At 71.2% G+C, this 12375-nt stretch carries 11 protein-coding genes; 6 read left to right on the forward strand and 5 right to left on the reverse strand.

Going from position 1 to position 12375, the window contains the following annotated elements:
* A partial coding sequence (gene mutL, locus C458_RS08670; protein WP_008574951.1) for a DNA mismatch repair endonuclease MutL occupies positions 1–638 on the reverse strand: 638 nt, incomplete at its 3' end.
* Positions 635–3406 (reverse strand): DNA mismatch repair protein MutS, encoded by a 2772-nt coding sequence (gene mutS / locus C458_RS08675; protein WP_008574952.1) that lies wholly within the window; start codon positions 3404–3406, stop codon positions 635–637. The genes mutS and mutL, both read right to left, overlap by 4 nt.
* Before the next feature lie 223 nt (positions 3407–3629).
* On the opposite strand from mutS, the gene C458_RS08680 reads away from it, so the two are divergent.
* The 6 genes from C458_RS08680 (at position 3630) to yciH (ending at position 10825) form a co-directional block, all read left to right on the forward strand.
* Positions 3630–4586: a MoxR family ATPase gene (locus C458_RS08680; RefSeq protein ID WP_008574955.1), complete on the forward strand. Its 957-nt coding sequence runs from the start codon at positions 3630–3632 to the stop codon at positions 4584–4586.
* Between the two features lie 5 nt (positions 4587–4591).
* A complete protein-coding gene (locus C458_RS08685; RefSeq protein WP_008574956.1) occupies positions 4592–5620 on the forward strand; it encodes a DUF58 domain-containing protein in 1029 nt (342 codons plus the stop codon).
* Positions 5617–7872, forward strand: a complete 2256-nt coding sequence (locus tag C458_RS08690; RefSeq protein WP_008574958.1) for a transglutaminase domain-containing protein — start codon at positions 5617–5619, stop codon at positions 7870–7872. The genes C458_RS08685 and C458_RS08690 overlap by 4 nt, the downstream gene beginning before the upstream one ends.
* 52 nt (positions 7873–7924) lie before the next feature.
* Positions 7925–9241, forward strand: coding sequence for a hypothetical protein (locus tag C458_RS08695; RefSeq protein ID WP_008574966.1), 1317 nt, complete (start codon positions 7925–7927; stop codon positions 9239–9241).
* A gap of 165 nt (positions 9242–9406) precedes the next feature.
* Positions 9407–10465: a hypothetical protein gene (locus tag C458_RS08700; protein WP_008577866.1), complete on the forward strand. Its 1059-nt coding sequence runs from the start codon at positions 9407–9409 to the stop codon at positions 10463–10465.
* Positions 10466–10531: 66 nt separating this feature from the next.
* On the forward strand, positions 10532–10825 hold the full coding sequence (gene yciH / locus C458_RS08705; protein WP_004041826.1) for a stress response translation initiation inhibitor YciH: 294 nt from the start codon (positions 10532–10534) through the stop codon (positions 10823–10825).
* Between the two features lie 122 nt (positions 10826–10947).
* Here yciH and C458_RS08710 read toward each other — a convergent pair whose 3' ends face one another.
* Genes C458_RS08710 through C458_RS08720 form a run of 3 tightly spaced genes read right to left on the reverse strand, consistent with a single transcriptional unit; the run spans position 10948 to position 12359 of the window.
* On the reverse strand, positions 10948–11313 hold the full coding sequence (locus C458_RS08710) for a rhodanese-like domain-containing protein (RefSeq protein WP_008574971.1): 366 nt from the start codon (positions 11311–11313) through the stop codon (positions 10948–10950).
* Positions 11314–11877: an NUDIX hydrolase gene (locus C458_RS08715; protein ID WP_008574972.1), complete on the reverse strand. Its 564-nt coding sequence runs from the start codon at positions 11875–11877 to the stop codon at positions 11314–11316.
* The gene (locus C458_RS08720) at positions 11874–12359 is read right to left on the reverse strand and encodes a DUF5809 family protein (protein WP_008574974.1); all 486 of its coding nucleotides are present in this window, start codon (positions 12357–12359) and stop codon (positions 11874–11876) included. Before C458_RS08720 ends, C458_RS08715 begins: the two co-directional genes overlap by 4 nt.
* Positions 12360–12375 lie beyond the last annotated feature (16 nt).

Here is a 12375-nt window from a genome sequence, read left to right on the forward strand (position 1 = left end):
GATGTGTATAAGAGACAGGTGCCGGGCGTCGCGAGCGTCTCGCGGCCGTCGTGTCGCAGGACGAACCGCACGTCCGGCCGCGTGAGCGCGTAGCGCGTGACGACCGCCGAGACGCGGGCGAACTCGGCTTTCGACGACGCGAGCGACTTCTTCCGCGCCGGGCGGTCGGCAAACAGGCTGGTCACGTCGACGGTCGTTCCGCGCGCCCGCCCCGCGGGCGAGACGGTCTTGTCGCGCTCGCCATCGGGAGCGTTCTCGCCGCCGTCGACCGTGACCCGCGTCCCCCGCGGGCCGCCGTCGTTCGTCGTCAGTTCGAGGCGGGCGGCGGCCGCGGCGATGCTCGGCAGCGCCTCGCCTCGGAAGCCGAGCGTCTCGACGGTTTCGAGGTCGTCGGCCGCCGCAAGCTTGCTCGTCGTGTGTCGCTCGACCGCGAGCGCGGCGTCCGACTCGGCCATCCCGCGGCCGTCGTCTGCGACGCGGATTCGGTCGGTGCCGTCGCCGCCGACCTCGATTTCGACGGTCTCAGCGCCGGCGTCGAGCGCGTTTTCAATCAGTTCGACCACGACGCTCGCGGGCCGGGCGACGACCTCGCCGGCGGCGATTTTCGACCGCGTCTCCGGGTCGAGTCGGTGAATCATTCGAGTCTTCCTTTGAGGTCCGACAGGAGGTTCAGCGCCTCCAGTGGCGTTGTGTCCACGAGGTCGGCCTCGCGGAGCGCCTCGGCGACGGCGTCGAGTTCGGGGGTCGGTTCGGTCGTCGCGGCCGTCGCAGCTGCTCGGTTCGGGGTCCCCGTCTGACCGTGACCGTTCTCCAGCCCATCGACGTAGGCCGCGAGCGTGCCGTCTTCGGTGACCTCGGTCACCTCGCCGGTCTCGCTGTTCGCGGCGGCGACGCCGTCTTCCTCTGTGCTCTCAGTGTCGACCTCGTTGTCGTCCACGAGGTTCCGCGCCCGCTCGACCACGCTCGCCGGCACGCCGGCCAACTGCGCCACTTCGACCCCGTAGGACGACGAGGAGGGGCCGTCGGCGACGCTGTGGAGGAACGTGACCTCGCCGTCGCGCCGTGCGGCGGTGAAGTGGAGGTTGAACACGCCCTCGCGGTCGTCGGCCGCGTCGGTGAGGTCGTGGTAGTGAGTCGCAAACAGCGTCGTCGCGCCGACCTCGTCGTGGAGGAACTCGGTGGCGGCGCGGGCGATGGCGAGGCCGTCGGCGGTGGAGGTGCCGCGGCCGACCTCGTCGAGGAGGACGAGCGAGTCGCCGGTGGCGTTGTGGAGGATTTCGGTCAGCTCGCTCATCTCGCGCATGAAGGTCGACTGGCCGCCCGCGATGTCGTCGGACGCGCCGATGCGGGTGAACACGCGGTCGAGAACCGGCAGCCGGGCCGACTTCGCGGGGACGAACCCCCCGACCTGCGCGAGGACGCAGACGAGCGCGACCTGCCGCATGTACGTCGATTTCCCGGACATGTTTGGGCCGGTGACGAGCGCGACGCTCCCCCGCGGGAGGTCGGCGGGGTTCGGGACGAACTCGTCCTGTGCGCGCTCGACGACGGGGTGTCTCCCGGCGTCGATGCGGATGCCGGCGTCCTCGTCGGTCGGGCCGGCCGAGGAGGCGGCGTTCCGGTGGAACTCGGGGCGGGCGTAGTCGTTCGCCACCGCCACGTCCGCGAGCGTCCGGAGCACGTCGAGGTCCGCGAGGGCGTCGGCGACGGCCTGAATCCGGGCCGATTCGGTCGCCACGTCGGCGCGCACCTCGCAGAACAGGTCGTATTCGAGCGCGTCGGCGCAGTCCGAGGCGCGGAGAATCTCGTCTTCGCGCTCCTTCAGTTCGGGCGTGTAGAACCGCTCCGAGTTCTTCAGCGTCTGGCGGCGCTGGTAGTCGTCGGGCACGCGGTCGAGGTTCGGGTTCGTCACCTCGATGTAGTAGCCGTGGACCTGATTGTAACCGACTTCCAGCGAGTCGATGCCGGTGCGCTCCTGCTCGCGGGCCTCGAGGTTCGACACCCACTCGCGGCCCGCCTCGGCGGTGCCGCGGACGTCGTCTAACTCGGCGTCGAAGCCGTCGGCGATGACGCCGCCCTCGGTAATCTCCTGCGGCGGGTCGGAGACGACCGCGTCGCCGACGAGGTCGCGCACGTCTTCGAGTTCGTCCAGCGAGTCGCGGAGGTCCGCCAGCAGGTCGGAATCGGTTCCGGCGAGCGAATCGCGGATTTCCGGCACTCGGTCGAGCGTCGTCTTTAGCGAGCGCAGGTCGCGGGCGTCGGCGCGCTCCCGGGAGACGCGGGCGACAAGCCGTTCGAGGTCGTACACCGACGAGAGCTGGTCCCGGAGGTCGGCGCGGGCGAGGGCGTCGTCGCAGAGGGCCTCGACGGCGTCCAGTCGGGCCTCGATTCGCTCGCGGTCGACGAGCGGGCGGCGGAGCCACGCCTCCAGTCGACGGCGACCGAGCGCGCAGGCCGCCTCGTCGAGGACCGAAAACAGCGTGCTTCCGGCGCGGGCGCTCCGCGATTCGAACAGTTCGAGGCTTCTGATGGCCGTCGCGTCGAGTTGGAGGAACTCGCGGGGGTCGAACCGCGTGACGCGGGTGACGTACTCCAACTTCGAATCGCCCTGCGCGTACTCGGCGTAGGCGAGCGCCGCGCCGACCGCCCGGAGTTCGGCGGCCGACTCGACCACGGCGTCCGGCCGGGGCGCGTAGGCCGACAGCGTCTCGCGGGCCGCGTCGGCGTCGAACGCCTCCGGTTCGAACGGCGTCTCCATCGGGTCGAACGGGAGGTTCGGGAGGTCGCAGTCGGGACCGACGACGAGTTCGGCGGGCGCGAGGCGCTCCAGTTCTTCGAGCGCCAGCGCGCGGTCGGCCCCGGTGACGAGGCACTCGCCGGTCGAGACATCCACGACGGCGAGGCCGTAGGTGTCGCCCTCGGCGTCGCTATCGCTACTCCCGCCGTCGCCGCCCCGAGCGACCGCGCCGAGGTAGGTCGCCCGCCCGCCGTCGAGCAGTTCCTCGTCGACGACGGTGCCGGGCGTGATGAGTTGGGTGACCGCGCGGTCCACGAGGCCGGACGCCTCCTCGGCGTCCTCGACTTGTTCCGCGAGCGCGACCCGGTAGCCGGCGTCGAGCAGGCGTTCGAGGTAGCCCGCGGCGTTGTCGATGGGGATGCCGGCCATCGGCCACGTCCCGGTGGAGTCCTCGCGTTGGGTCAGCGTCACCTCGCAGGTGCGGGCGACGGCCTCCGCCGCGCCGCAGAACGCCTCGTAGAAGTCGCCGACCTGAAACAGCACGAGCGCGTCGTCGTGTTCCTCGCAGCGGTCGGCGTACTGCGAGAGCATCGGCGTCAGGTCGTCCCGCACTGCCAGCATCTCCGGCGGCGCGCCGTACACCGCCTCCCGCTTGGCGTCCGCGTTCATATTCACACCCGGGTCGCCGAACAATAAAAACGGCCGGGAACGATGCGGTTGGCGGCCGACCGTCCGTACCACCGTCCGCGCCGCCGCCCTCGGTTCCCTCGACGCCCCCGCCGCCCGCGACTGGGGCGTGTGGACACCCAGCAAGGTTAGGTGGACTGAGGCAATACTAACACGCAGAGACCCGTCGGCGGTGCGGACGGTCGGCGGGGCATCCGGAATATCAATGACTGATGCACATGCAGACGCCGACTTCGACCCCGCGCTCTCGGTCGAGGCGGTGTCGGACCTCGCGACACGAATCTCCGAGAACGTCGAACGGGTCATCGTCGGCCACCACGACGCCATCGAAGACATCATCGTGGCGCTGTTCGCTCGGGGCCACCTCCTCTTGGAGGACGTGCCGGGCGTCGGCAAGACGATGCTCGCCCGCGCCATCGCCACCTCGATAGAGGGGGAGTTCGAGCGCATCCAGTTCACGCCCGACCTCCTCCCGTCCGACGTGACGGGCGTGAACGTGTTCAACCAACAGACCAGCGAGTTCGAGTTCCGCGAGGGACCGGTCTTCGGGAACGTCGTCCTCGGCGACGAAATCAACCGCGCGCCGCCGAAGACGCAGGCCGCGCTCCTCGAAGTCATGGAGGAACTTCAGGTGACCGTCGACGGCGTCACCCGCCGCGTCCCCGACCCGTTCACCGTCATCGCCACGCAGAACGACGTGGAACCCGACCGGACGTACGACCTCCCGCTGGCCGAACTCGACCGGTTCATGAAGAAAATCCACCTCGGCTACCCGAACGAGGCCGAGGAGACGGAACTGCTCGGCCGCGTCTCCGGCCACCACCCCATCGAGTCGCTCGAACCCGTCGCGTCGGCGGGCGACGTGCGCGACGCCCGCGAGCGCATCCTCGACGTGACGGTGAGCGAGCCGGTCCGCCGCTACGTCTCTCGGCTCGCCGCCGACACCAGAGCGCGCGCCGACCTCGGCGTGAGCCCCCGGGGCTCCATCGCCCTCGTCCGCGCCGCGCAGGCCCGCGCCGCCCTCGACGCCCGCGACTACGTCGTCCCCGACGACGTGCAACGCGAGGTGCGGAGCGTCTGGGCCCATCGCATTCGGACGACCGACGAGCGCGCCGGCCGCGACGTGGTCCGGCGGGCGCTCGACACCGTCCCGGTCGAGTGAGACCGATGCGGCTCACGCTCCGCGGCTGGGTCGCCGTCGCGGTCGTGGTCGTCGGCGTGGCCAACGCCGTCGCCTACGGCCCCCGGGCGCTCAACGCCGTCGTCGTCCCGGTCGCCGTCGGCCTCGTCGTCGGCGCGGTGCAGGTCTGGCGCGTCTCGCCGCCCCGCGCCGAACGCGTCGCGCCCGACGACGGCTTGCCGGGCGAGACCCACACCGTCTCGCTCGATATCGACGCCGACCGGCCGTTTCCGGCCACCGTCTCCGACGCCCTCTCGCCCGGTCTCGACGGCGACACCGCGGTCGATTCGGTCGTCGGCGACGGCCGCATCGACTACGAGGTGACCTACCGCGGCCGCGGCCCGGCGACGCTCGGCCCCGCGACCGTCGTCGCCCGCGACATCCTCGGGCTGTTCTCGAAATCGTTCACCGCCGGCGGGACGACCGAGGTGCTCGTCTTCCCGCGAGTTCGGTCGCTCGTGGCAGCGGCCCGACAAGACCTTTCGGCACTCGCGGACGCGGGGCGAACCGACGAGCGCGCCGAGTTCGACCGCCTTCGCGAGTACGTCCCCGGCGACCCGCTCCGCGACATCCACTGGAAGTCGAGCGCCAAGTCCGGCGACCTCGTGGTGAAAGCCTACGCCGACCGGGTCACGGCCGCCGCGGTGCGCGTCTCGGCCGGCGCGACCGACGGCCACGAGGACGACGCGGCGGAGGCGGCCGCGACGCTCTGCTGTGCGCTCCTCGACGCCGGCGTTCCGGTCCACCTCACCTCGCCCGCGGGGGTCGTCGAGGCGACGCCCGGCGACCGACGGCGCGTCCTCGGCCACCTCTCGCGGCTCCGCTCGGGGTCGGTCCCCGACGAGACCGCCGCGGTCGTCGTCAGCGGCGACGCCGGGAAGACCCGGGTCGCGCTCGGCGGCCGCGAGACCACGTTCGACCGCCTGCGCGCCGACGGCGACGCGGCGGATGGGTCGAACCGGAATCCGGTGAGTCGCGTCGGAACCCGCCGACCCGACTCGGGGGTGTCGGCGTGACGGTCGCCGGCGAGTCGGCGTCGGCGTCCGCTTCAGCCGACTCGACGAACACCGTCTTCGGCGTCCCCGCGGGCCTCCTCGCCACGGCGGCGTCGTTGGTGCTCATCGGCGCGTTCCTCGCGGTCGTCTACGACATCACAGACGTCGTGGGCCGCCGCGACCAGTTCGTCCTCCTCGCCGCGGGGACGCTCGGTCTCGCCACCGCCGTGGGTTGGACGCTCCGGCCCAGATACGCGCTCGGCCTCGCGGTTCTCATCGCCGGCGGCGGCTTCGCGGCGTACTTCCTCGCGCTCCCCGAGAGCCAGGTCGCGCTGCTCTCGCCGGAGCGCCTCTTGGCCGACACGTTCGCGCTCCTCAGCGGCCTCTCGGCGCTCCGACTCCTCTCGGCCGACGTGTGGGCGCTCGCGGTGACGCCCGGCCCGGTGTTCCTCGCGTGGTATCTCGCGGTCCGCGGGCGAATCGCGCCGGCCGTCGCGGTCGCCGGGAGCGGCCTCGGCCTGTTCGTCCTCACCACCGACGCGTCGGGGACGCTCACGCTCCTCGGCGTCGGCGCGGGCATGGCCGCGGTCGGCTTCGACGGCATCGACCGCTTCGGGAGCGCCGGCGGCCAACTCGACGTGCTGACGGTCGTCCTCGCCGCGATGGTCGTGCTCTCTGCTACCGTCACGGTCCTCCCCGGCGCGGGCGGGTCGCCGGTCATCCCCGACGGGGGCGTGGCCGAGGAGCCGACCGTCGAAGCCAGCCTCGTGAGCGCCGACGACCGCATCTCAATCGTCGGGAGCATCAGTCTCTCGCCGCGGGTCCGCTTCGAGGTCCAGAGCACCTCGCCGGACTACTGGCAGACCGCGACGTTCGACCGCTACACCGGCGACGGCTGGGTCAGGACCGGCGACACCCGCGACTACGAGGGCGGCCGGCTGGCCGGTCCCGATGGCCCCTCGCGGTTGGTCCGCCAGACCGTCACGCCGGCGACGCCGCTCGACTCGATGCCCGCGGCGTGGCGGCCCGTCGCCGTCTCCGGCGACATCGAAAACGAGACGCTCGTCACTCAACAGGGGAACCTCCGGCCCGACCGCACCGTCGAAATCGGGGAGACCTACAACGTCACGAGCGAGGTCCCGCAGTACACCCCGGCGTCGCTCCGGCGGACGGGAACCGACTACCCCGACGAGATACGCGAGCGGTATCTCGCGCTGCCCGACAGCACGTCCGACCGCGTTCGCGACCGCGCCGCCGAAATCGCGGGCGACGCGGAGACGCCCTACGACAAGGCCGTCGCGGTCGAGGAGTGGCTCGAAGCCAACAAGGAGTACTCGCTTCGGGTGTCCCGCCCAGACGGCGACATCGCCGAGTCGTTCCTCTTCGAGATGGACGCCGGCTACTGCACCTACTACGCCTCGACGATGGTCGTGCTCCTCCGCTCGGAGGGCGTCCCCGCGCGGTTCGTCACCGGCTACACGACCGGCGAGCAGGTCGGTGACGACCGCTACGTCGTCCGCGGCCTCGACTCCCACGCGTGGGTCGAAGTCTACTTCGAGGACACCGGCTGGGTGCGCTTCGACCCGACGCCCGCCGGCCCCCGAGAGGACGCGGAATCGACGACGCTCAGCGACGCCCGCGACGAGGGCCAGACGGGCATCGACACCGACGAGACGGACGCCGAGTCCAACGAGACCGACGAGCCCACGCCGACCGCGACCGACACCGAGACGCCGACCGAAAACGGGACCGAGACGAACGCGACGCCCGCCGGCGGCAGCCCGCCGGCCCCCGGTATCGACGAGCGCCTCGGCGTCACCCCCGCGGGCGACGGCGCGGCCGAAGACGACGAGGGCGGCGGCCTCCTCCCCGAACTGCCGTCTCGGGAGACGCTGTTCGTCGGTCTCGTCGGCCTCCTCGGCGTCGCCGCCGGCGTCAGGCGAACGCGGCTCCCGGCGCACCTCCGGTTTGCGACCGCGGCGTACCAGCGGCGCACCGACTCGCCGGCCGCCGACGTGTTCCGGGCGTACGACCGCCTCGAACTCGCCCTCGAACGCGAGTACCGGCCGCGTCGCCCCGGCGAGACGGTCAGGGCGTATCTCGACTCGCTGTCCCGCGTCGGCGTCGACGAGCGGACCCGACAGGTCGGCCGCCTCTACGAGCGCGCGAAGTACGGCGACGGCGTCACCCGCGCCGACGCCGACGAGGCCGTGGCCGCAGCGAACGCCGTCGTCCGCGGTCGTCTGCCGCTCGTCAGACGCTGGACGGACTGAGCGGCGCGAAGAACCGCGTCACTTTTTCTGCGTGCGCTCGCACGAACGCTCAATGGCGACACGAGACGCTGTCTTCGCACTCCTGTGTGCCGCTCTCTGCGTGCTCGCCGTGGTCGCGCCGACCGCGGCCGCACAGGAGCGCACCGCGAGCGGCCCGGGCGTCGAACCGCTCGTCCAGCAGGGCGTCGAACCCGACAGCACGCGAATCGTCGTCGAGGTCTCCGAGCGCGGCGATGCCCGCTGGGAGATTCAGTACTGGGCCCGGCTCGACGACGAGAACACGACCGAGGCCTTCCAGTCGCTCCAAGACGACGTGCGGGCCAATCCCGACGACTACACCGCGGCGTTCGCGGAGCGCATCGCCTCGACCGTCGGGGCCGCCGAGAACGCCACCGGCCGGGAGATGGCCGCGACGAACGTCTCGGTCGCCGCCGAGACGCGGTCGCTCCCCGATAGCTTCGGCGTCGTCAGCTACTCCTTCGAGTGGTCCAACTTCGCGGCGGTCGACGGCGACCGACTCGTCGTCGGCGACGCCATCGAGGGCTTCTTCCTCGACAGCAGCTCCCGGCTCATCCTCTCGTGGCCCGACGACTACGGCGCGACGACCGTCGAGCCCGCGGGCGACGAGACCCGCGAGAACGCGGTCATCTGGCGCGGCACCCAGACCGAGTTCGTCTCGGGCGAGCCGAACGTCGTCCTCGAACGCGGCGCTGGCGGTTCGGAACCCTCGGCGACGCCCACGCCCACACCGACGCCGGGCGACTCCGAGACGCCCGCCGCGGGCGACGACCCGTTCCCGACGACGACCGCGCTCATCGCGCTCGCGCTCGTCGTTCTCGTCGGTGCCGGCGCGGTCTATCTCCGCTCGCGGGGCGCGCTCGGCGGCGGCGACAGTAGCGACAGTGGCGACGGTGCAGGCGCAGCCGACGCGACCGCCGGGACGGACGCCGACGCACCCGCCGACTCGACCGCCGCGAGCGCGGGCGAAGCCGGTTCGGAGCTGGCGGCCGACGACGCCGCGACGGCCGCGGCGACCGCCGGTGCCGGTGCAGATACCGCCGACGCCGACGATACCGACGAGTCCGACGCGAGCGACGACGGCGAGCCGAGTCCGCCGCCGGAACTCCTCAGCAACGAAGAGCGCGTCCTCCGACTCATCGAGTCCCGCGGGGGCCGCATCAAGCAACAGGAGGTCGCCGGCGCGCTCGACTGGACCGACGCGAAGACGAGCAAGGTCGTCCGCGGGATGCGCGACGAGGGGACCATCGAGGGCTTCCGCCTCGGCCGCGAGAACGTCCTGCGACTGCCCGAAGACGACGACGGCGGCGCGGACGCTCCTGACGGCGACGGCGACTCGAATGGGGTATAAATTTCTTACGACCGTTTCGGTCGGTGGTCGGTGCCTAATCGGCAGACGGAGGCGACCCACGGGTGGCTCGCAAACTGCCGTTGACTGGGGTTGATTCGGGGGCACGACCGCACGCTTATATCGGAACGGAGTTCCAAAACGAGGGTGATGAGCCGACGAACCGCTGTGCTTGCCGTCGCTGCCGCCGTGTTGCTGGCGACGGTGGGCGCACCGCTCGCTCTCGCCGCCTCGGCCGGACCGATGGGAACGGCGGCCGCGGCCGCCGATGGCTCGGTCGCCGCGCCCGTCGCACAGACGACCGCGAACGACAGCGCGACCACCGACGCGGCGGGCAACGACAGCGCCGCGTCGTCGGAGACGCTTCCCGGGCAGCGCCTGTCCGCCGTCATCGGCGTACAGGGCTCGGAGACCAACGGCGAACTCGAACGCCGCAGCTTCGACGCGCGCTTCGCGAACGCGAACTCGAACGCCTCGAAGGCCGCGGTCGTGGCCACGCAGGTCGAGACGGTCCGCGAGCGCCTCACCGAACTCGAACAGCGCAGGGACCGCCTCGAAGCCCAGCGAGAAAACGGCACGCTCTCCGAGGGCCAGTACCGCGCGCGGCTGACCCGGACGGTTGCCGACATCGAGCGCACACGGAGCATGCTGAACCAGACGACTGACGCCGCCTCGACGGTCCCCGCCCAAGAACTCTCGGCCCGCGGCGTCGAGACGGCCGAACTCGACCGGCTCCGCACGAACGCGAGCGAACTCACCGGCCCCGAAGTAGCCGAAATCGCCCGCGGAATCGCGGGGACCCCCGGCAAGGGCATCGGCCGCGAGCGCGCCGCAAACGAGACGGACGCCGGCGACGGCGGGCGACCGGATGACCCGGGGCGGAGTGACGCCCCGGGAAACTCGCGTTCTGAGGCGAGCGACCGCGCCGCGGACGCCCGCGCCGACGCCGGGAACGCGACCAACGGAACCGAGACCGACGGAAACGCAACTAACGGAACCGTGACCGGTGTGGCCGGCGGCGAATCCGACGGGGCCGCCGACGGCGCGGACCGCGGCAACGCCCCGGAGACGCCGCCCGGGAACGACAAGCGGGCGAAGGACGCCGACGGGAGCGATGTCGCGGCACCCCCCGCCGACGAGCAGTCCGACGACGATACGGCCGCGACCGACGACGATACGACCGACGACGAATCGGAAACGTCGTCCACGGCCGACTCGGGCGCTTGAGGGCGCGGACGGCGACCCCGCCTCCCGATACTGTTTAATATCCCCATCTTGTAGGTCCACACTGTAATGTCGGAAGTCTGCTCGACGTGCGGGCTCCCTGAAGAGCTCTGCGTCTGCGAGGACGTGGCGAAAGAGTCTCAGGAGATAGTCATCCGCATCGACGAGCGCCGCTACGGAAAAGAGGTTACAGTCATCGAGGGATTCGACCCGAGGGACGTCGACATGGACAGCCTGTCGTCGGACCTCAAGTCGAAGTTCGCTTGCGGTGGAACCGTCGAAGACGATTCCATCGAACTCCAAGGCAACCACCGCGGCCGCGTGGAGGACTTCCTCCGCGAAAAGGGGTTCAACGTCGCGTGACCGACCTCTGAGTTAGCCCGCCGTCGAGATTTTTTCGAAGCAAGTCAGCGCGTGCGAGCCGTTAGTCCGCCAATTTCCCGACCGCTCGCGTCTCCAGTCGCGTCACCGCCCAGCGACGCCGTTCAGTTCCTCTCGTCGCCGTCTTCTTCGTCGCCGTCCGCACCCTCGTCGAGACCCTCTTCGAGCGGGCCGTCCCACGCCGCGAGCCCGCCGGCCATGCTCTCGATGCGGGCGTCTTCGGTCCCCTCGTAGGCCGACAGCAGGCGGACGGCCTGCACGCTCGCCTCGCCCCGCGGGCAGACGGCGACGATGCGTTCCGCGCCCGCGACGCGGTCGAGATGCGAAACGAGGTTCGAAAGGGGGACGTTGATGCTCCCCGGGACGTGCCCGAGCGCGAACTCCGCCTCCGTGCTCACGTCCACGACCAGCGGCGGTTCCTCGCCGTCGAGGAGTTCCTCGACCTCGTCGGGGGAAACCTCGTCGACCATTTACAGCAGGCCCTCGTCGCGGGCGAAGAGCACGCCCTCGACGGTCGCGTCGTTCGTCGGCGGTTCGGTCGCCCGCTCGATGGCTTCCTCGACCGGCACGGCGCGGACCGAGAGGAATTCGTTGTCGTCGAGGTCGCGCTCGACCGGCGTGAGGCCCTCGGCGAAGACGAAGCCGCGGCGGTGCCGGAGGACGCCCGTCGAACACCACACGTCACCGATGACCGACACCGAGTCGGCGGCGAAGCCCGTCTCCTCGCGGAGTTCGCGCACCCCGGCGTCGGTGAACGACTCGCCCTTCTCGACGACGCCCGCGGGGAGTTCGAGCTGCGTCTGGCGGATGTTCGGCCGGTACTGCTCGACGAAGACGACGTGGTCGTCCGCGACCGCGACGACGACGACCGCGGTCGCCAGTTCGGCCCAGTAGTAGCGCTTCGTGGTTCCGTTGGGCTGTTCGACGAGGTCGTAACCGCCGGTGAACCAGCCGGTGTCGTACTCGGTTTCGGACTCCAGTACGCGCCACTCGGGGTCGGGCAGGCGCTCGTGTCGGCGGCCGTCGTCGGTCATCGGTCCGCTCCGGCCGCGCCGCCCTCGGAGTCAGTCTCGCTCCCGTCGCCCTCGGCTTCCTCTCCGAGCAGCGCGTCGCGGTAGACGCGGCCGAAGGCGTTGCGCCGGAGGGTGCTGACGGCGGCGTCCTCCTCGTTTTGGAACGTCGTCGCCAGCACGGTCTCAGCGAAGGGGACCGCGTGCCACGCGACGCGCTCTACGTCGGGGTTGCCGAGTTCGACCACCTCGTAGTCCTCGTGGGCCGAACGCCAGTCGTCGAACTCGGCGCGCGTGCCGACCGTGACCGAAAGCGACTCCGCGAACAGCGCGTTCCGGACGGTCTCGATTACGTCGCCGGTGACGCGTTCGCTGTACTCCTCGCGGTCGAACTCCATCGCCTTGGCCGTCTCGCGGACGACCACCTGTGCGGTCGGTCCGACGCGGTCGAAGGCGGCCTCGGCCTCGTCGAGCGACGCCGGCGCAATCGTCCCGTGGGTTTCCATCGCCAGTCAGTTCGGG

It is taken from the genome of Haloferax sp. ATCC BAA-644 (assembly GCF_000336975.1).
Lineage (GTDB): Archaea > Halobacteriota > Halobacteria > Halobacteriales > Haloferacaceae > Haloferax > Haloferax volcanii.

Excerpts from the sequence above, each read along its gene's own strand:
- mutS (WP_008574952.1), bottom strand. The coding sequence starts at position 3,406 with ATGAACGCGGACGCCAAGCGGGAGGCGGTGTACGGCGCGCCGCCGGAG.
- C458_RS08680 (WP_008574955.1), top strand. The coding sequence starts at position 3,630 with ATGACTGATGCACATGCAGACGCCGACTTCGACCCCGCGCTCTCGGTC.
- C458_RS08685 (WP_008574956.1), top strand. The coding sequence starts at position 4,592 with ATGCGGCTCACGCTCCGCGGCTGGGTCGCCGTCGCGGTCGTGGTCGTC.
- C458_RS08695 (WP_008574966.1), top strand. The coding sequence starts at position 7,925 with ATGGCGACACGAGACGCTGTCTTCGCACTCCTGTGTGCCGCTCTCTGC.
- yciH (WP_004041826.1), top strand. The coding sequence starts at position 10,532 with ATGTCGGAAGTCTGCTCGACGTGCGGGCTCCCTGAAGAGCTCTGCGTC.
- C458_RS08710 (WP_008574971.1), bottom strand. The coding sequence starts at position 11,313 with ATGGTCGACGAGGTTTCCCCCGACGAGGTCGAGGAACTCCTCGACGGC.
- C458_RS08715 (WP_008574972.1), bottom strand. The coding sequence starts at position 11,877 with ATGACCGACGACGGCCGCCGACACGAGCGCCTGCCCGACCCCGAGTGG.
- C458_RS08720 (WP_008574974.1), bottom strand. The coding sequence starts at position 12,359 with ATGGAAACCCACGGGACGATTGCGCCGGCGTCGCTCGACGAGGCCGAG.